16 protein-coding genes are annotated in these 18,762 nt (G+C 47.9%); 8 read left to right on the forward strand and 8 right to left on the reverse strand.

What is annotated here, in order from left to right; genetic code table 11:
• The first annotated feature begins 76 nt into the window (after positions 1–76).
• The 4 genes from BZG76_RS08265 to glpD all read left to right on the forward strand — a co-directional run bounded on the left by BZG76_RS08265 (position 77) and on the right by glpD (position 5,362).
• Complete coding sequence (locus BZG76_RS08265) at positions 77–781, forward strand: riboflavin synthase (RefSeq protein ID WP_025744340.1); 705 nt, start codon at positions 77–79, stop codon at positions 779–781.
• A 287-nt stretch (positions 782–1,068) separates the two neighbouring features.
• Complete coding sequence (locus BZG76_RS08270; protein WP_077460888.1) at positions 1,069–1,938, forward strand: MIP/aquaporin family protein; 870 nt, start codon at positions 1,069–1,071, stop codon at positions 1,936–1,938.
• A 63-nt stretch (positions 1,939–2,001) separates the two neighbouring features.
• The gene (gene glpK / locus BZG76_RS08275) at positions 2,002–3,525 is read left to right on the forward strand and encodes a glycerol kinase GlpK (protein WP_077460889.1); all 1,524 of its coding nucleotides are present in this window, start codon (positions 2,002–2,004) and stop codon (positions 3,523–3,525) included.
• 295 nt (positions 3,526–3,820) lie between these two features.
• Positions 3,821–5,362, forward strand: a complete 1,542-nt coding sequence (gene glpD, locus BZG76_RS08280; RefSeq protein ID WP_077457321.1) for a glycerol-3-phosphate dehydrogenase — start codon at positions 3,821–3,823, stop codon at positions 5,360–5,362.
• Positions 5,363–5,462: 100 nt separating this feature from the next.
• Here glpD and BZG76_RS08285 read toward each other — a convergent pair whose 3' ends face one another.
• The 3 genes from BZG76_RS08285 to BZG76_RS08295 form a co-directional block, all read right to left on the reverse strand.
• Positions 5,463–6,314 (reverse strand): EamA family transporter, encoded by an 852-nt coding sequence (locus tag BZG76_RS08285; protein ID WP_077460890.1) that lies wholly within the window; start codon positions 6,312–6,314, stop codon positions 5,463–5,465.
• Between the two features lie 114 nt (positions 6,315–6,428).
• Positions 6,429–6,710: a hypothetical protein gene (locus BZG76_RS08290; RefSeq protein WP_077457317.1), complete on the reverse strand. Its 282-nt coding sequence runs from the start codon at positions 6,708–6,710 to the stop codon at positions 6,429–6,431.
• A 32-nt stretch (positions 6,711–6,742) separates the two neighbouring features.
• A complete protein-coding gene (locus tag BZG76_RS08295) occupies positions 6,743–7,321 on the reverse strand; it encodes a BON domain-containing protein (RefSeq protein ID WP_077460891.1) in 579 nt (192 codons plus the stop codon).
• Positions 7,322–7,554: 233 nt separating this feature from the next.
• Between BZG76_RS08295 and BZG76_RS08300 the strand changes: the two genes are divergently transcribed.
• Positions 7,555–8,886: a sigma-54 interaction domain-containing protein gene (locus BZG76_RS08300; protein WP_198532315.1), complete on the forward strand. Its 1,332-nt coding sequence runs from the start codon at positions 7,555–7,557 to the stop codon at positions 8,884–8,886.
• A gap of 113 nt (positions 8,887–8,999) precedes the next feature.
• Here the strand turns inward: BZG76_RS08300 and trhO are convergent, their stop codons facing one another.
• A complete protein-coding gene (trhO, locus tag BZG76_RS08305) occupies positions 9,000–9,986 on the reverse strand; it encodes an oxygen-dependent tRNA uridine(34) hydroxylase TrhO (protein WP_077457313.1) in 987 nt (328 codons plus the stop codon).
• A 405-nt stretch (positions 9,987–10,391) separates the two neighbouring features.
• On the opposite strand from trhO, the gene BZG76_RS08310 reads away from it, so the two are divergent.
• Positions 10,392–11,780 (forward strand): alanine/glycine:cation symporter family protein, encoded by a 1,389-nt coding sequence (locus BZG76_RS08310; protein WP_198532316.1) that lies wholly within the window; start codon positions 10,392–10,394, stop codon positions 11,778–11,780.
• 120 nt (positions 11,781–11,900) lie between these two features.
• On the opposite strand, the gene BZG76_RS08315 is transcribed toward BZG76_RS08310, so the two are convergent.
• The 4 genes from BZG76_RS08315 to BZG76_RS08330 form a co-directional block, all read right to left on the reverse strand.
• Positions 11,901–12,896, reverse strand: coding sequence for a chemotaxis protein (locus tag BZG76_RS08315; protein ID WP_021022971.1), 996 nt, complete (start codon positions 12,894–12,896; stop codon positions 11,901–11,903).
• Positions 12,897–13,119: 223 nt separating this feature from the next.
• Complete coding sequence (locus BZG76_RS08320) at positions 13,120–14,376, reverse strand: NAD(P)/FAD-dependent oxidoreductase (RefSeq protein WP_077460892.1); 1,257 nt, start codon at positions 14,374–14,376, stop codon at positions 13,120–13,122.
• The gene (locus BZG76_RS08325) at positions 14,373–15,752 is read right to left on the reverse strand and encodes an FAD/NAD(P)-dependent oxidoreductase (RefSeq protein ID WP_077460893.1); all 1,380 of its coding nucleotides are present in this window, start codon (positions 15,750–15,752) and stop codon (positions 14,373–14,375) included. Before BZG76_RS08325 ends, BZG76_RS08320 begins: the two co-directional genes overlap by 4 nt.
• On the reverse strand, positions 15,745–16,086 hold the full coding sequence (locus BZG76_RS08330; RefSeq protein WP_077460894.1) for a (2Fe-2S)-binding protein: 342 nt from the start codon (positions 16,084–16,086) through the stop codon (positions 15,745–15,747). Before BZG76_RS08330 ends, BZG76_RS08325 begins: the two co-directional genes overlap by 8 nt.
• Before the next feature lie 341 nt (positions 16,087–16,427).
• Here BZG76_RS08330 and BZG76_RS08335 point away from each other — a divergent pair, with 341 nt between their 5' ends.
• Together BZG76_RS08335 and BZG76_RS08340 are read left to right on the forward strand one after the other, a co-directional pair.
• On the forward strand, positions 16,428–17,864 hold the full coding sequence (locus BZG76_RS08335; RefSeq protein WP_077460895.1) for a coniferyl aldehyde dehydrogenase: 1,437 nt from the start codon (positions 16,428–16,430) through the stop codon (positions 17,862–17,864).
• Between the two features lie 139 nt (positions 17,865–18,003).
• The gene (locus tag BZG76_RS08340; protein ID WP_077457301.1) at positions 18,004–18,507 is read left to right on the forward strand and encodes a hypothetical protein; all 504 of its coding nucleotides are present in this window, start codon (positions 18,004–18,006) and stop codon (positions 18,505–18,507) included.
• Positions 18,508–18,762: the final 255 nt, after the last annotated feature.

Consider the following 18,762-nt stretch of genomic DNA (forward strand, 5'->3'; position numbering starts at 1 on the left):
ATTATCACTTGTGCGCGTTGGTTATTTTTGTTGCCAAGCAGTATGATACTGGGAAATTCTTAAGAGGATATCCCCCATGTTTACCGGAATTATTCAAGCGGTGGCAAATATTGACGTTTGTCGCGATCACCAAGGTATCCGAACGTTCGATATTCGCTTCCCAGATGGCTTTTGTGATGGATTAGAAATTGGTGCCAGTGTCGCCATTGATGGCGTATGTTTGACGGTCACTGAGCGATTAGAAGCGAATCTTGTGCGTTTTGATGTGATGCTACAAAGCTTAGCGATAACGACGTTACGTTCGTTTAATACTGGCGATAGCGTGAATGCGGAGCGAGCAGCGAAAGATGGCGCAGAAATCGGCGGACATCCGTTATCGGGGCATGTGGATTGCTGTGCTTTAGTGCATGACGTGCTGTTTCAAGAGGAAAATTGTCGATTGCGATTTTCCTTAGCAACGTCATGGATGCGCTACATCTTTGCCAAAGGTTATATCGCTATTAATGGTGCAAGCTTGACCATTGCCGACGTAAACAAGGATGAAGGGTGGTTTGACGTTTGGTTGATCCCAGAGACGCGGCGAATGACAACGTTCGAGCGAAAGACTGTCGGTGATTCCGTTAATATAGAAATCGAGCGACAAACCCAAGTGATGGTGGATACCGTGCGTGATACGTTGAGCGAAAAGCTTGGCCCCTTACTTCCTGTGCTCGAATCGTTAGCAAAGGAGAAAGGGATCGATCTTGATACACTTGGGGTCTCAATGCCAACCTCTCGATAACAAAAAGATAACAACAAAGCGCGCTCCTCAACGATCACTGCATGGATATGAGGGGCGCCAAGCCTTGCCATCCCTAGCTTTCTAGCCATCCCACTGTGTTTGCGCATTTTGTGCGCGAACATGCTCAAATAATGATGTAGTTAACAAAAATGTCAGTATTAAGTCATAAAATTATGCTCGAACGCTCATTTTTGTTGTGAGTTTGTTTTCGAGATGCTGTGATTATGCAAAATGGTAGTGTGGTTTTGAACGTGTAACCTCGACTAACAGTGACAAGGATAATCATTATGAAAAAAGCATCGTCGACTCTATTAGGCGAGTGCGTGTCCGAGTTTATCGGCACGGGCTTGCTTATCTTCTTTGGCGTAGGTTGTGTGGCAGCGCTGGTACTGACCGGCGCGGACTTTGGTCAGTGGGAAATCAGTATCGTCTGGGGGCTGGGTGTGGCAATTGCCATTTACTGTACAGCAGGTGTTTCAGGCGCGCACATCAACCCTGCTGTTACTATCGCGCTCGCTGCCTTCCATGGCTTTGATAAAAGTAAAGTTGTTCCCTACATTATTTCGCAAATGCTTGGTGCGTTTGCGTCCGCCGCACTTGTTTACAGTCTATATAGCAATCTTTTCGTCGAGTGGGAGTTAGCCAATAATGTTGTTCGGAGTAGCCCCGAGGCCTTAGCAACCGCAGGTATCTTCTCAACGTATCCGCATCAAGCTCTGTCTTTCATGGGGGCTATGGCGGTTGAATTTGTGATCACAGCGGTGTTGATGTTTGGCATCTTAGCGCTAGGCGATGAAAATAATGGCGCTGCACGTGGCCCAATGAATCCATTACTCATCGGTATTTTGATTGCGGTTATCGGTGGCTCGTTAGGTCCATTGACCGGTTTTGCAATGAACCCTGCGCGTGATTTCGGTCCTAAACTATTTGCCTTCTTTGCCGGATGGGATTATGCCCTGACAGGCGCACGCGATATTCCGTACTTTATTGTGCCCATTGTCGCACCAATTTTAGGGGCCTGTTTCGGTGGTTGGCTGTATCCAAAAGTGATTGCCCCATACCTGCCTCAAGAGGGCCATGGTTGCACCATTCCTAACCAGTGTGATGATGAGGAGCTGGAGCTGGCTGAAACCGAGACGCAAAAAGTAAACGCATAAGTAGCATGGGCGCGTTAGTGCGCCACAACGACTAAAATATAAGAGATAGAAGGAAACCCGATTATGTCTGCGCACAAATATATCGTGGCTCTAGACCAAGGTACTACCAGCTCACGCGCCGTCGTCATGGATCATGACGCCAATATTGTGGGTGTGTCTCAGCGCGAATTTACCCAGATTTATCCTCAAGCCGGTTGGGTCGAGCATGATCCAATGGAAATTTACGCGACACAAAGCTCCACCTTAGTGGAGGTGTTGGGCAAAACGGGTATCCGCAGTGATGAGATTGCGGGTATTGGTATTACAAACCAGCGTGAAACCACGGTAGTCTGGAATAAAGAAACCGGAAAACCTGTGTACAACGCGATTGTGTGGCAATGCCGTCGTACCGCCGACATTTGTGATGACTTGCGCGAGCGTGGTTTAACTTCATATGTTCGCGATAACACTGGGCTTGTACTTGATCCGTATTTCTCAGGTACAAAAGTGAAGTGGATTTTGGACAACGTCGAAGGCGCGCGAGAGGACGCAGAAGCGGGTAAGCTATTGTTTGGTACCGTGGATACCTGGCTGGTCTGGAAAATGACCCAAGGGCGTGTGCATGTGACGGATTATACCAATGCGTCACGAACTATGTTGTTTAATATCAATGATATGTGCTGGGATCAAAAAATGCTCGATGAGCTCGGTATCCCCGCTTCAATGTTACCTGAAGTGCGTCGCTCTTCTGAGGTATATGGGCAAACGAATATCGGCGGTAAAGGCGGGACACGTATTCCAATTGCTGGGATCGCGGGTGACCAACAGGCTGCGCTATTTGGTCAAATGTGTGTAGAAGCCGGACAAGCGAAAAATACCTACGGCACAGGGTGCTTCTTGCTGATGAATACCGGGCAAGAGAAAGTTACGTCTTCTCATGGCCTGCTGACGACGATTGGTTGTGGTCCACAGGGTGAACCTTCTTATGCGCTTGAGGGCGCGGTCTTTATGGGCGGAGCCTCTATCCAGTGGTTACGTGATGAGCTTAAAGTGCTCGAAGACGCGCACGATTCTGAGTATTTTGCCACTAAAGTCGATACGTCAAATGGTGTTTATGTGGTCCCGGCTTTCACGGGATTAGGCGCCCCCTACTGGGATGCATATGCCCGCGGTACTATTGTAGGCTTAACGCGCGGTGTGAATTCAAACCATATTATTCGAGCAACATTGGAAGGGATTGCTTACCAAACTCGTGACGTATTGGATGCAATGCAAGCCGATTCAGGTATCAAGCTCGCGGCGTTACGCGTGGATGGTGGTGCCGTTGCCAATGACTTCTTGATGCAATTCCAAGCCGATGTGCTTAATACGGAAGTTCACCGTCCCGAAGTGACGGAAGTCACGGCGCTGGGCGCAGGTTATCTTGCGGGGATGGCTGTTGGTTTCTGGGGTAGCCTGGATGAGTTAAAAGACAAAGCGAAACTCAATCGTAGCTTTGAGCCTCATCAGGATGAAGAAAAGCGGAACCGTCGTTACCGTGGTTGGAAGCGTGCGGTAAAATGTGCTCAGGCATGGGCACAGCTTCATGATGAGGAAGAAGACATTTAATTACGTCTAAACCGAGTTATCTTCAAAAGGCGCGTTTTCGCGCCTTTTTTTATGCCTGAACGCAGACGGGTGAATTCTGCTTTATTGAATAACAGAGTGACAACGACCTGCTTCTGCTACGTTAATCTTGGCTTTACGGTTCACAATTCACGCATTTTTATAACACTTATTCTACACTTGTCACACTCGATAATAATTTTTCGAACATTAATAGTGACCGAAAACGAAAGTTGATATACAGTTATACCCATCAATTAATGTTCGTTCGCTCATATCTGGACAAGGTCGGCTAATAATGACTACGCATAATACTCATCAAGAAGCATTACTCGATATTATCGTCGTGGGAGGCGGTATCAATGGTGCGGGCATCGCTGCAGATGCAGCAGGTCGCGGGCTTAATGTTGGATTGTACGATGCAAAAGATTTCGCATCGGCCACATCGTCAGCAAGCTCAAAGTTGATTCATGGCGGGCTTCGCTATTTAGAGCATTATGAATTTCGTTTGGTTTCCGAAGCGCTAGCAGAGCGTGAAGTGCTAATCAATAAAGCGCCGCATATTGCCTTTCCTATGCGCTTTCGTTTGCCGCATCGCTCTTATCTGCGCCCCGCGTGGATGATTCGTTGTGGCCTCTTTTTATATGACAATTTAGGTAAACGTTCGACGTTACCAAGTAGCCACAAAGTGGATCTCAGTAAAACCGGCTATATGAAAAAAGAGATGAAGATCGGTTTTGAGTACTCTGATGCGTGGGTAGATGATGCGCGTCTCACACTGCTTAACGCTCAGTTTACCAAAGAGAAAGGCGGTGAAGTCCGTAACTATTGTAAAGTGGTGACGGCAGAGCGTGAAAACAATATCTGGCGTGTTACCTTAGAAGATGCACATACCGGCGAGCGTTTTGAGCGCAAGTCGAAAGCCTTGGTGAATGCAACAGGGCCTTGGGTCAAACAATTCTACGACGATAGTCTTCATGAAAAATCGCCACGTGGGATCAAAATGATCAAAGGCTCTCATATGGTGGTGCCACGTATCCATCAAGATCCACAAGCCTATATTCTGCAAAATAATGATGGTCGTATTGTATTTGTGATCCCTTACCTGGATAAGTTTTCACTGATTGGCACCACGGATGTTGAACACAAAGCGGATCCGCGTGAAGCTAAAATTGATGATGCTGAAGTTGATTATCTGGTTGATGTGGTCAATCAGCACTTTACGCATCAAATCAAACGCGAGGATGTTATTTGGACCTACAGTGGTGTGCGTCCTCTATGTGATGACGAATCGGATTCGCCGCAGGCAATGACACGTGACTATACCATTGAGTTAGAGCAGCAGGGCAGTCAAGCGCCGCTCGTATCTATCTTCGGCGGTAAGCTCACGACGTATCGTAAACTGGCCGAATCAGCCATGCATAAACTTGAGCCATTTTTCGATAAAATGGGTCAGCCTTGGACCGCAAACGGAACGTTACCTGGTGGTGACTTTAGCTGTGGTCGCGATGATCTGGCCATGTCAATCAAGCAACGTTACCCGTGGTTAAGTCACGAGACGGCGCAGCGATTTGTGGACACATACGGTACTTGCACCCATCAGTTGATGAAAGGCTGCACCAGCGAGGCAGATATGGGACGTCAGTTTGCAGATGGTGTTTATCAAGCTGAGCTAAATTATCTCATTCAACACGAGTTTGTGCAGCATGTTGAAGACGCGCTATGGCGCCGTACGAAGCTTGGTCTCTATTTGACTGAAGAGCAGGCTGATGCGATTAGCCAGTACATCGAGCAACAGCGCGTTAAGGTGCATGCACTGCCATTGAGTGAAGCGAGCTAACACTCGGTAAAGTGAGTCGTTCAGAGAACAAGATTCGATGACTAAAAAGAGCGCCGACCATCGGCGCTCTTTTCTATTGGTTGGTGTTAGTGCCTTTTCGTTAATGCCTTTTAGCCGATAACGTACTGCCTAACGAGGCAGTGATTACCATACCGATGGCGAGCCATTGGCGCAGTGCAAGTTGCTCGTCGAGAATCAATAGCCCTGCCATTGCGGCAACAGCGGGCTCTAAACTCATCATCACACTGAAGGTTTGCTTAGGCATATTTCGCAGCGCGATCATCTCTAACGAGTAGGGAATAGCGCTAGAAATGAGTGCCACCGCAATGCCCAATGGCAGCAGTTGCCACTGGAGCAGAGCGCCATCGGTGGCAATGTAGCCCGCGGGTACAAGATAGAGCGCAGCAACCGTCATCCCCAGTGCAACAGTGCCGCCGCCTGGCGCTAGATTACCCGCTTTTTGACCAAATAAAATATAGCCAGCCCAGCAGCCCCCGGCGGCTAGGGCGTATGCAACCCCTCGTGGGTCGAGGGCATTCACGCCTGATAGATCCGGGAGCAATGTGATCACACCGCCGACGGCGAGCACAATCCAAAGGCTGTCCCGCGCGCGCCGTATTGAAAGCAATGCAACCAGAAGAGGACCCGTAAATTCGAGTGCAACGGCAATCCCGAGAGGAATGGTTTCAATCGCTAAATAAAGCAGCAGCATCATGCCACCCAGGCAACTGCCATAAACGCTAATAGCGCGCCAGTGACGTCCATGAGGCCATTGGCGCCAAGGCCGAAAAACCAGCCATAGTATCAGGGCGGAAAACCCGACTCGTAGAGCACTTGTCCCGACAGGCCCCACCAGAGGAAACAGCTGCTTGGCAAACGAGGCACCGAATTGAATCGCGCACATGGCGCCAAAAACACTCAATATAGCGATAAAAAGCGCGCGAGCCTGCATGTTTCCTCTCCTTGGTGATATTAAAGTCTTACCTTAACATAAAGACAAAAAAAAGCCGCTCCGATGAGAGCGGCAAAGATTTTGGAGCGAATTGTCTCAATCCTAGTGTGTTAGCTAGAATTTCTGTTTGGCCGAGTCGTAAGCTTCTTTAAGTGATGTTAATGCTTGTTCGGCGCCTTGTTTAATATCATCCCACGCCTCGTCACTGGCATTTTGAAGCTCATCAATGCGCGTTTTTGCTTGTTCTTTTCGCGCTCTTAAGTGCTCGATCGACTCACGGTATTCGGCTTTTGCATTTGCTGATGCGACGTTCGCTTTGGCTTCAAGCTTATCAATTTCTTGATTCCAGTCATGTAAGCGGCCGTGTAATTTTTCAATCATTTCTTGGCGTTGCATAGCATCTCCTTATTAGGGGTTTGTCATTACCCTTAGGCATTTTCTTCTACTTTAAGTTCATCAATGACACGCTCGACATCTTGGGCGTTTTCCGCCATTAAGACGGCTAGATCACGAGCGCCATCACTTTTGACGTTTCCGGATAAGGTTGCCACGCCGTCTTCAACGGAGACATTAATATTGGTTCCGCTAATATCTGGATTAAGTAGCAAGCTCGTTTTTAATGCCGCACTTACTTTTGTGTCGACAACGGCTTGCCCTAAGTCTGCGGCTTTGCTGGCGGGTTGAGAAACGGTGAGATCATTTTCCACCTGACTGACCCCGTCGATTTGGCGCACAAGACCGCCAGCTAAGCTCTTATCCAACTCAGTGTCTACGTTTCCCGTTAAGATAACCACACCTTGCTCTACATCTGTGTTGATATCAAAGTTGTTTAGGTCAGTATTAACCATCAGCATGGATTCGGCTTTGCCATCAATCCACGCATCTTTAGCTTGGTCTTGCCACTGGTTTTTGCTGCTGTCTGCATATGCCGACGAAGCACCCAGTGTTAGTGCTAACCCCAATGATACGAACAAAGGATGAAATCGACCTTGATGAGTCGTCTTCATTAACTCCTCCTTTTTCCTATGAATGTGAGTAACATGGTGGCGTTGCTACCTTGAAGCCTGCGAATACTGTGCCAGTTTTAAATTTAATTAATAATCAGTTAGTTATGATTTTTCTTTTGCTTGTTTAACCATTAATTAAGTAATAATTACTTGTGTGGGTGTAATTATTACTTAATTAGTTGTAAGCGATGTGGCAAGGTCATGCGTACATTCGCAATATGAAAGGAAGAGTAATGTGTAAATCTCGCCTGTTTGCCTGTGTCAACCAAACCTCGGATATTGAGCTGCTTCAACCCGTACAAAGGCTAGAGCATGTTGATCTTTCTACATTTGATACGCCTACGGATCTTCTTCGCGCTGTTGAATTACAGCCGCCGGACTGGGTAGTGCTTGATATTGATTTAGACACTATGTGTACCGAAACGATTATTCGTGTGATGGGAGAATATCGACATACCCATTGGGCGTTAATAAGCAATGGTGCACCAAATCCCGCTTGGAATGCGCGAGTACAGGACTGTGCGGCAACTGTTTTTCGGCGACCGCTAGATGGTAAATCGGTTCAGACGTTGCTTATTGATCGCTTAGACACGCGCTTTGTTTCACATCAGACCGCAATCCCAGTGCTCAAAAGCCAAGCAAATCAATATGGTTATCTGTTGGGCTCGTCTGAGCCAATGCGATCGCTATATCACCAACTTCAACGGCTTGGACCAACGGATGCAAATGTATTGATTGTTGGTGCGAGCGGCGTGGGGAAAGAGCATGTTGCGAAAACACTGCATAGTTTGAGTCAACAAGCTGCCGCCCCTTTTATGGCCATCAATTGCGGTGCGCTGAGCCCGGAATTGATAGAGAGTGAATTGTTTGGTCATGTAAAAGGGGCGTTTACTGGGGCGCATCAAGATCACCAAGGTATTTTTTATCAAGCCGAGGGGGGAACAGTATTCCTTGATGAAATAACCGAGATGCCTCAAACACTTCAGGTAAAGTTGCTGAGGGTGCTGGAATCTGGTGAATATCGCCCTGTTGGTGCGACAAAGAATCAAACGGCCAATGTGCGTTTAGTAGCGGCAACGAACCGAGATACAGATCAGGCAATCATTCAGGAAAAACTTCGTGAAGATATCTATTATCGCCTTGCGCAATTTATTGTCACCGTCCCGCCTTTATGCGAACGAGGTGATGATATTCATGCACTTATCACGCATTTTCTCGCTGAACTTAATCATCACTATAACGCGCAAACTAGCCTAAGTGCAGAAGCTTTAAGCGTACTGACTCAGCATCGTTGGCCGGGTAATGTGCGAGAGCTGAAACATGCAGTTGAGCATGGTTTTCTATTAAGTAATGGACACATTGAGGTGTCGGACTTACCTAAAACGGTTGTTCGCAAGGATGATAAAATGACCGCTTCCTGCTTTATCCCTGAAGGAATGACACTCTCAGAACTAGAGCAGATGGCAATCAAACAATCTTTGGCTCGGTACAATGGTAATCGTCAACGCACAGCGGCTGCATTGGGGATAAGCCCGAAAACACTTTACAACAAATTACAGCATTGAATCGATATCGAGTGAAATAAAGCGGGTAATATCGCGCATACAGTAGACAAGTAACGGTGCGCAAGGGATCGCGCACCGTTTCGCAGAAGCAGTTTGGGCGTGTTCTAGTCTGATTAAGCTTTATTTTTTTTACTTTGTTGCCGTTGGCGCTGTTTCTTTAATTCGCGACGTTGCTCAATGACTTTTCTCGCTTCACCGCCGACGTGTTGTTCACCCCGTTCACGTGCGAGGCGAACTTGATATTCTCGTTCACGAAACGCAGCTTTTTGCGCGTCGGTGTGTTTATCGATACATTTTGGACAGGAGACGCCTTGTTCATAGTGCTCGCTTTCCATGTCTGCTTGGGTTATTGGCAGACGACAAGCGTTACACATTGCGTAAGAGCCTTTTTCTAATTCATGATTAACGGCAACTCTGCTATCAAAAACATAACATTCACCGTTCCATAAGCTCTCACTTTCAGGCACCTCTTCAAGATACTTTAGGATCCCGCCCTCGAGGTGATATACCTCATCGAAGCCTTTTTCTTTCAAAAATGCCGTCGACTTTTCACAGCGGATCCCGCCAGTACAGAACATCGCCACCTTTTTGTGGGTACTGGGGTCAAGTTGCTGCTCGACATAGTCCGGGAATTCGCGAAAGCTATCCGTATGCGGGTTAACGGCGCGTTCAAAGGTACCGATCTCAATTTCGTAATCGTTGCGCGTATCAATCACCAACACATCCGGATCGCTGATTAATGCGTTCCATTCGGTCGGTTTGACATAGGTGCCGACACTTTGGCGTGGGTCAATGCCTTCCACGCCCATGGTGACGATTTCTTTTTTCAGTTTTACCTTGGTACGACTAAACGGCTGGCTGTCTTCAAACGATTCTTTATAGTCAATATCGGCCAGGCGTGGGTCGTTTTTAAACCACGCAAATAGCGCATCCATATTTTCTCGTGTCGCAGCGACTGTACCATTGATGCCCTCGTGAGCGAGAAGGAGTGTACCGCCTATCTGATTGGCTTCCATTACCTCAAGCAATGGCGCTTGCAAAGACTGATAGTCTTCAAGGGTGACAAATTTGTACAAAGCACAAATGACATAAGTAGACATGTTTTTTCCTCTTGCTGGCTGGAGCGTAAATCCAGTGCATGGGTTATTAGGGGAATAAAGCAGGGCGCGGAGTATATCGAAATGACAACCCTCTAAACACCGACATAAAGTATGGTTACTAAACAAAAAACGTACCATGCACGGCTTGGTGCGCTCCAACTGTTTCGCTCTCAAATCAAATAAAGCCTGTAACGGAGACATCAAAGCCAATATTTATGTGACAAAAGTCATGAATTAGCGGCAAAAATATCGCTCATGTAAGATTATAGTCGTAATTTGAATGCGTTTTTAGTCACGCCATGTTTGTTTTTATTTTGTGCTCTAACCATTTGCGGCTAGGCGTGACTCGCTGGCTTGTGGTAGGCGCTGAGCGATGGCTGCACAATCAAAGGAAGGAATTCGCAGATGCTTGAAGAATGGATTAATGCCTTCGTCGGCTTTATTTGGGGAAAGCCCATGCTCATCTTACTTGTCGGGGGAGGGATCTTTTTTACCCTATACGGCAAGTTTACGCCATTTCGCTATATGGGGCACAGTTTAAAACTCCTTACAGGGCGGGTTGATGATGGCTCGGGGCATGGTGATTTATCGCACCGGAAGGCCTTAGCGGCTGCCTTGTCGGGGACGCTTGGGCTGGGCAACATTGCTGGCGTCGCTTTGGCGCTCAGTGCGGGTGGTCCTGGCGCGGTATTTTGGATGTGGTTAACTGCGTTACTGGGTGTGTCGACGAAATTCTATACCTGCACACTTGGCGTGATGTATCGCCACAAAGACAGCGAAGGTCGTGTACATGGCGGACCCATGTACACGGTGCGTAATGGCTTGGGTAACAAGTTTAAATGGCTCGCGGTGTTATTTGCTATCGCGGGATTAATGGGCTTTGTTCCCTCTTTTCAGATTAATCAGCTCGGCGCGGTAGTCCAAACACAACTGTTTCCAGGGATTGAGTGGCTAGAAAGTACGGCCTTTTCGTGGGGGCTGGGTATTGTCTTGGCTATTTTTGTCGGGTTGGTGATTTGGGGCGGCTTGAAGCGGGTTGCGGACGTTGCTGGCGCACTGGTTCCCCTGATGGCTGGAAGTTATATGGTGATGGCGATTGTAGCTTTGCTGCTCAACGCAGAGCGTGTGCCGGCGGTTTTTCAATCCATTTTTGCTAGCGCCTTTTCGCCTGATGCTATGTTTGGTGGCTTGATCAGTGTGATTATTGTTGGTGTCAGTCGAGGCGCTTTCTCGAATGAAGCAGGGATTGGCACTGAAGTGATGGCTCATAGCGCGGCGAAAACCAATGAACCGGTGCGCGAAGGCTTAGTCGCAAGTCTCGGGCCAATTATCGATACGTTAATTGTATGCAGTTGTACCGCTTTAGTTATCTTAGTTACGGGGGTATTGGACCAGGCTGACGGCATGCAAGGTGTCAGTTTGACGATGGCTGCTTTTAAAGCCGCATTTGGTGCGCCTGGTGCATGGCTATTAGCCGCACAAGTTTTGGTGCTGTCTTTTACCACTGTATTTACGTTCTGGTATTACGGGTATAAGTGTTTTGTTTATCTGTTTGGCGAAACGGCAGGACAGTACTACAAGTACTTATATCTCTCATTGGTGGTGTTAGGGGCGGTTGTATCATTGGATGTCGTCTTCTTATTCTTGATCGGCGCTTATGGCCTGATGGCGGTTCCTACGATGGTCTCTGGGCTGTTATTGGCACCAAAAGTCAATCAGGCGGCGAAAGCCTATTTTTCAAGTCAGGCATATAAAGGGGCAGCCCAGGTTCAGTCTCGCGCGCCTCATCATTAAACCGCTGTTTTTGTTATAGCCGAAAGAGCAAAATCAAAAGGCTGCCTATGTTCGGCAGCCTTTTTTATCAAAGTAGACTGTTTTCTATCGAAGAAGGCAATGCTTTCGTGCGTATATGTGTTAGTCATCCAGCGGCGCACCAAACACATACTTGTCAACCAAGCTAACCATACGCCCAATCTCAGGTTTTGTAATGGTGTCGTTTGCACCGAGCTGCAAGGCTTTCGCGCGGTTATCTTCACTCATAATGGATGAGAACATAATAATTGGCATGGTTTTGTAGGCGTCTGTTTCACGTAGGCGCTTGACCAAGTGCATACCGTCCATCCGGGGCATTTCAACATCTGAGACAATGGCATCGACAAATTCAGTGATGGCGACGCCTTCTTCTTTTGATATACGCTCAAACTCGATCAGTTTTTCGAACGCTTCACCACCGTCTTTGGCGGAAATAATATTAAAGCCGGCTGAGCGGAGGGTGTTTTCGATCAAACTACGAATAAAGGCGGAATCATCGACGACCAACGCGGTTTTAGCTTCGCGTTTTTTAGCGCTAGACTCGGATATATTGACGCTTCTATCCTGAGTGACATCGTATTTTTCCATGCTCAATTCAGGATTGATGTCAGCGATGATTTTTTCGAAGTCTAAGATCATGATCAGATTTTTGTCTTTACGTACCACAGCAACCACACAATCTTGCTCGCCAGCTTCTAAAAACTGGCTAGGAGACTCAACGGCTTCCCATGAAATCCGATGAATGCGGCTGATACTATCGATCAAAAAGCCATTGGTCATATTGTTGAAATCGGTAACGATGACAAATTTGTTATCTTTTTCTGGTCGTGTAGGCACCCCCAACCAGCCAGCGAGATCAATCAATGGGGTTAGCTTGTCGCGCGATGAGAACACACCAATCATGTGTGATTGTGCATTGGGATAATCCGTTGTTTCAGGGACTTGAATGACTTCACGAACCTTGGCCACATTGATACCGTAGTAGCAAGTTTTGGTGCTACCGTCAGGAAGTTGTTTTATCAAGTGGAACTCGATGATTTCGAGCTCATTCGTCCCACTTTCCGTTAGTATTTCGTTCTTTGATGGCTCGTGATTCATGCCTACCACATTTCCTTTCGATAACAGCGAACAACGCTGATGTGAGCTTACGTTTGGTCAGTATAAGCCCGAGATCGTTAAAGCGACAATATTTGCGCATCAATCAAACGATGATCTGTGGCCTATCGCGCTAATTGATGTATCAAATACGTCATCCAATCACAGGCTTTTAACATAAGAGACGCTAGCATAATGCAGATTTTACCTGCGGATAGATGAAAGGTTAAGGCAATGCTACGTCCAAATGATAGTGACCAATCATCTTTCCTTGGTCGTCTAAAAAGCGCGTGTAGGAGAACGGCTCAAGATCGATGGTGGTTGGCATACCACGCACGACTTCATTGATGACTTTCCCTGTGATGGCAGAGGTCAACATTCCGGTACGAAAATGCCCACATGCATTCAGGTAACCATCAATACCCGGTACTGTACCTAGGATCGGGAGTTCATCTGGTGAACCTGGACGTAAGCCTGCCCAGCAGCGCTTGATGTTCATCTTTTTCAGCTCAGGGATAGACTTCATGGCGCCTTGTGCCAGCTGTTTGATGTATTTCATGTCTGTGGTGGTATCAAAACCGCGCTCTTCGGTGGTTGAGCCAATCAGGACTTCGCCGTTATCTTTTTGGGCGATGTAACAATCACTGGTGGTCAAACAGCCATTTAAAAGCTTAGGTAGCTTCTCGGAAACGATCACTTGGCCTTTGACTGGGAAGACAGGCATTGGCATCCCCGTTGCCCACAAGCTGAGTTTTTCCGCCCATGCGCCACCGGCGTTGATCATGGTGCCACAACCTAGCTTACCGTTTTCTGTCTCAACCGCGACAACCCGGTTACCTTGTCTCACCACGCCCGTGACTTTGGTATTAAGATATAGCTCGACACCGTTCTGCCGTGCTGCTTCCAAATAGGCCTCGTTGAGGCGATAGGGGTTGATTTGGTGATCCCCCTCAAACTCCATCGCACCAATTGCAGCGCGCGACACGTTAGGCTCTTGTGCGTGAAGATCGTCTTGAGACACCCAGCGTACATGCTCTTGGCGATCAGGAATGGCGGCCGCAATATGTTCGGCATAGAGTTTGTCGTATTTATCAAACATGACAAACTTCAAACCGGTACGCTCAAACTTAAAGTCCACACCGTGATGCGTCATCAGGTCATCATACAATGCCGGATAGAGCTGGTTAGACAGCATCGCCATATCGAAGAACGGCTTGGGCATAATGTGCGGTTTGATCTCTGGTGATCCCCCTTCGCCGCTTTCTTGCATCTGCTTAGAAAGGGTTTTAAACAGGATAACGCCGCAGCCAAGGCCGGTTGACTCGCCCATCGCCCATAGGCCACCGGCTGACGCACGTGAGGCATTTCCGGGGTATTTATAGTCCACAACGGCGATGGATAAGTCGCGCTCGCGGCTTAAATGATAAGCCACCGATGCGCCGATCACACCGCCGCCACAAATTACGATGTCGTACCGTTTCATGCGTCATCCTCCAACGCAGCAAAAGGAATAGGGTCGAGTGGGAATCGAGGGCGAATCAAAGGCTGAGGCGACGTCGTGCTCTCATTGAGTCGGTCGTAGCAATAGTGCGCACAGGTTTTTCCTTGGCAGTCACCCATGGTAACGCGGGTACGCATTTTCAACGTAATCACATCCTTGACGCCTTGATTGATGGCGTTATCAATGTCCGCCTTTTTCACTTGCTCGCAGCGACAGATCACTGTGTCTTTTTCCGGCAAACTGAGCAGGCCTGGGCGACGGTAGCCTGCCGTATCAAAGCCTTTACGGAAACGGTAGCTCTTTTCGAGCTGATGACGTAGAGCCTTAAATTCATTGTCAAGATTAGGCATTGAAATATTGCGTGCCTTCAGTGCGGAGCACGCTGCAATCTTTCCTTCCAACATGGCGGCTTCTGCGCCGGCAAATTTCACGGTATCACCGGCGCAGTAAACATTGTCGAGACTGGCTCGTTGCCACTCGTCCACCACGGGGATCGCCCCGCTCATGTGATCGTACTGCATATCTAGTCCCATCAGTTGTGCGAGCTGAGAGCGTGCCGCAAAGCCGTAACCCACACCAAGTACATCAGCATTTATGGTTTCGGCACGGCTAACATCTGGGTGCCAGTCTTTACTGTAGGGGGCTACCGTAACTTGCTCGACTTGAGGATCACCTGAGGCTTTGACTACGCCCCAACCGTAATGCATCGGGATATGGTTGCGTTTGAGATACATCATCATGGACAGACCATCTAGCGCGAGCTGTGGACGGTTGAGGAGGGCGAGCGTTTCACGTGCCAAGTCTTTGAATGGCGTCGCTTCATAGATACCCGCGATATCACAACCAGCTTTGTGAAGTTGACAAGCAACCAGTACAAGCAAAGGACCTGTGCCGGTGATCACGCAGCGGTGACCGGGACGGACTAAGCCACTTTTTATTTGAAGCTGGATACCCCCGAGAAGCATCACCCCAGGCATATCCCAGCCGGGAAAGGGAATGCTGCGCTCTTGGCAACCGGTGGCGAGGATCAACTGCTCGTAGTCAATCGTTGATAGCGTGTCTTCATGAGCAGTGAGGAGGTGTTGATCCGCCATTGGCCCCAGTACCCGCGTCAAACTACGTAGGTCAATCAAATCCTGATGCTGGCGATATTGTTCGCGCAGGGATTGTGACGTGGCCTTCCATTTATCATCCAAATGAGGCAGCGCGTCAGTATCTCGCCATGGACCACGGTAGACGACGCCACCGGGTTTGGGCGCTTCATCAACAATAATACTAGCGACCTTGTGCTTGGCCAGTGTGACCGCTGCAGACAGACCGGCAGGTCCAGCACCAACAATAACAACAGGTTTAGACATGGGTTTCTCCTTGCTCGACGGTACTGCTTTCAAGATCCTTGCTCTCAACCACAATGTTGGCTTCAGTGCGGACATCCATATCCGGTTGCACGGCGACTTGACATGCGCGTTGTTTATGGCGGCCGTTGATTTCCAGCGTACAGCAATGGCATACGCCCATGCCGCAATAGGCACTGGCTAATCGGCCATAATCATTTTTAGATAGCGCACGGATATTGCTCGCAAGCAAGGTGCTTAGCACGCTTTCTCCAGCGATGGCAGGAACAGTCTCGCCATTGACACGGATTGAGAAGGTTTGACCAACTGCATCGGTAATGTCTTGGGATCGTTTCATCGTTTTAATTTGCTCATTCGTATGTTGTCGGGACAGTGATGACTCCCACTCAGTCTGTTTAAGTGAGCGGACCTTATTGTCTTATTTGTTAGGCGAGGCGTATAATAAACTTGCTTTGTGAATATGTAGTTACTTTTTGTTTCGCATTTGTTATCCCTCGCAAAATATATGGAAATAATGATGATGTTGTGAGCTTTATCATGATAACGATCAGGTTTGCGCGGAGAGGGGCCTGTGAACAGTAACGCTATATCGGTCAATCGCTGTTGCGTAAACAAGGTGGCTATGTCATCAATGAAGAAGTGGTTTATCGCGATCTTGTATCGGTAGAGGAGGCAAGGATGACAGAGTCAGGCTCACAGTGGTTGGAAACGGTTAAAGAGATGCGAGAGACATTCGACGCGCAAAAAGAACAGGTATCTCAGCGACCTTTTTTAGAGTACAGCCATCGCCGTGACTCGCTGCTGCGCTTACGTCAGGCTATCAAGCAAAAATCGCCTGTACTACAACGAGCCCTTAGCGACGATTACGGCCACCGTGCTTTTGGTGATACCGAAATCGCTGATATTTTGCCACTGATACACCAAATTGATTATACCCGTCGCCGATTAAAACGATGGATGAAGCCGCAAAAACGGCGTCCTGGGATTACCTTACTCGGAACTAAATTGGCGGTACACCAACAGCCAAAAGGGGTAGTTGGGATTGTCGTACCGTGGAATTTTCCAATCATGCTGGCAGTCAGTCCATTGATTTGCGCCTTAGCGGCCGGCAATCGGGTAATGCTCAAGCTTTCGGAGTTCACACCGAACACCAATCGGGTATTACGCGAGCTCATCGCGGATGTGTTTAGCCCTAAGGAAGTGGCCGTGATTGAAGGGGAAGTGGAAGTGTCGCGTCGCTTTACCGAATTAGAGTTCGATCATCTATTTTTTACCGGCTCGACCCAAGTTGGACGCCAGGTCATGCTGGCTGCAGCTGATAATTTGACGCCGGTGACCCTTGAGTTGGGGGGTAAATCTCCCGTGATCATTGATGATCAGATTGATATGGACGTCGCCGTCTCGCGGCTTATTTACGGAAAGTGCTTAAACGCTGGGCAGATATGTGTTGCCCCCGACTATGTGCTTTGCCCTGAACATCGGCAAGAAGCGTTTATCCACGCCTACCAACAAGCGTTTCGTGCCATGTATCCTGATTTTGAGGCCAACCAAGACTACAGCCAGATCGTTAACCAAACTCAAGTAACCCGGCTAGAAGAAACACTGCAAGATGCGTTAGATAAAGGTGCGAGGCGCTGGTGTGCGCTCGATCAAAAAACCATACCGACCGCAGAAAAACGATGCTGGCCAACTCAGTTACTGACCCATGTCACTGACGACATGCGGGTGATGCAAGAAGAGGTTTTTGGTCCGCTTTTGCCCATTGTCACTTATCAAGATTTTGCCGAGGCACTGCATTATATTCAGGCACGTCCACGACCGCTCGCTTTGTATTTGATGAGTAATGATGCGGAGAAACGCTCGCAGGTCACCACACAGCTTCACGCCGGCGGCATGGGGATTAATGAAACCTTGTTTCATGTCGCGGCAGAAGATGCGCCTTTTGGGGGCATTGGTGATTCCGGCATGGGGCATTACCACGGCATTGAAGGCTTTTATACCTTTAGTCACAGTAAAACCGTGCTCACCCGTGATAGATGGGACACCAGCTTTTTAGTTAAACCGCCATACAACCGCTGGTATAAACGCTTAATGCGCTGGTGGTTGCTCAGATAATTAGGAGTATCTGTTTTGGATTGTCTTCCGATCTATACATTATTCGGTTAAATCACTAAACTTTTTAGGGGAATTGATCTATACCTTTGGTTGTTACATAAGTGTTAAAATCGATGCGGGCAACCAAGGGAGCAACCTAATGGCTTTTTCAATACAACCCGATTCTATGCTGCCAGATATTAGCAATCATGAACGAGCAATGGTCGAGCAAGAGGTAAAGCTCGCCGTCACCGATGCTAATGGCAAATCACTGGGGTATTTGGCGATGGTGCCCGATGCGCAGCGCTTTATTACCTTAACCCAAGATAACGCAGAGGCGTTGAGTTTTATCAAAACCCCATGCAGCGTTAATGCGGGCTATTATCAGTGGTCGTTTTTTTATGACGATATTGAATATGGCCTGGATTGTTTAATTGAGCCGGACAGAAACAAGTGTCGACTTTATGCCAACGATCACGCTGCGGCTGCGCCCTCATGGAAGCTCGCTTATCAAGGAGAACTTGGCCCTTTAATGATTGCAGCGCCTATCTCTGCCATTGGGCCGGGTACGCGTATCGCTGTCACGTCTTCAGATACTGAAGTACCTAATGTGTTAGTGGGCGCGCTTGATGGCGGCGTGTTGATTCACGAAGAATCTGCCTAAAAAAAAAGCATTAAGAAATATGTAATGAGCCAGCGAAACCGCTGGCTTTTTTCTGTTCACAGAGATCACTAATAGGCTGTGAGTCCCAATTTAGTTTTCATATAGAGTGTGGTGGGTGTCTAAAATAAAGGACTAACAATGCCTAGTTAAAAAGTGTTAGATGTGAGTGAGCTGAGTCAATTAACGCATTGTAAACAATTGGTTAAAAAATGTTTGGCTGACAAAAAGGTCAATAATACTAATGAATCTCCTTAA

The sequence above is a fragment of the Salinivibrio sp. AR647 genome, assembly GCF_001995415.1.
GTDB classification, from domain to species: domain Bacteria; phylum Pseudomonadota; class Gammaproteobacteria; order Enterobacterales; family Vibrionaceae; genus Salinivibrio; species Salinivibrio costicola.

What these genes read in the sequence shown, in the direction of transcription:
- BZG76_RS08265 (WP_025744340.1), top strand. Translation starts at nt 77, where the DNA reads ATGTTTACCGGAATTATTCAAGCGGTGGCAAATATTGACGTTTGTCGC.
- BZG76_RS08270 (WP_077460888.1), top strand. Translation starts at nt 1,069, where the DNA reads ATGAAAAAAGCATCGTCGACTCTATTAGGCGAGTGCGTGTCCGAGTTT.
- glpK (WP_077460889.1), top strand. Translation starts at nt 2,002, where the DNA reads ATGTCTGCGCACAAATATATCGTGGCTCTAGACCAAGGTACTACCAGC.
- glpD (WP_077457321.1), top strand. Translation starts at nt 3,821, where the DNA reads ATGACTACGCATAATACTCATCAAGAAGCATTACTCGATATTATCGTC.
- BZG76_RS08285 (WP_077460890.1), bottom strand. Translation starts at nt 6,314, where the DNA reads ATGCAGGCTCGCGCGCTTTTTATCGCTATATTGAGTGTTTTTGGCGCC.
- BZG76_RS08290 (WP_077457317.1), bottom strand. Translation starts at nt 6,710, where the DNA reads ATGCAACGCCAAGAAATGATTGAAAAATTACACGGCCGCTTACATGAC.
- BZG76_RS08295 (WP_077460891.1), bottom strand. Translation starts at nt 7,321, where the DNA reads ATGAAGACGACTCATCAAGGTCGATTTCATCCTTTGTTCGTATCATTG.
- BZG76_RS08300 (WP_198532315.1), top strand. Translation starts at nt 7,555, where the DNA reads ATGTGTAAATCTCGCCTGTTTGCCTGTGTCAACCAAACCTCGGATATT.
- trhO (WP_077457313.1), bottom strand. Translation starts at nt 9,986, where the DNA reads ATGTCTACTTATGTCATTTGTGCTTTGTACAAATTTGTCACCCTTGAA.
- BZG76_RS08310 (WP_198532316.1), top strand. Translation starts at nt 10,392, where the DNA reads ATGCTTGAAGAATGGATTAATGCCTTCGTCGGCTTTATTTGGGGAAAG.
- BZG76_RS08315 (WP_021022971.1), bottom strand. Translation starts at nt 12,896, where the DNA reads ATGAATCACGAGCCATCAAAGAACGAAATACTAACGGAAAGTGGGACG.
- BZG76_RS08320 (WP_077460892.1), bottom strand. Translation starts at nt 14,376, where the DNA reads ATGAAACGGTACGACATCGTAATTTGTGGCGGCGGTGTGATCGGCGCA.
- BZG76_RS08325 (WP_077460893.1), bottom strand. Translation starts at nt 15,752, where the DNA reads ATGTCTAAACCTGTTGTTATTGTTGGTGCTGGACCTGCCGGTCTGTCT.
- BZG76_RS08330 (WP_077460894.1), bottom strand. Translation starts at nt 16,086, where the DNA reads ATGAAACGATCCCAAGACATTACCGATGCAGTTGGTCAAACCTTCTCA.
- BZG76_RS08335 (WP_077460895.1), top strand. Translation starts at nt 16,428, where the DNA reads ATGACAGAGTCAGGCTCACAGTGGTTGGAAACGGTTAAAGAGATGCGA.
- BZG76_RS08340 (WP_077457301.1), top strand. Translation starts at nt 18,004, where the DNA reads ATGGCTTTTTCAATACAACCCGATTCTATGCTGCCAGATATTAGCAAT.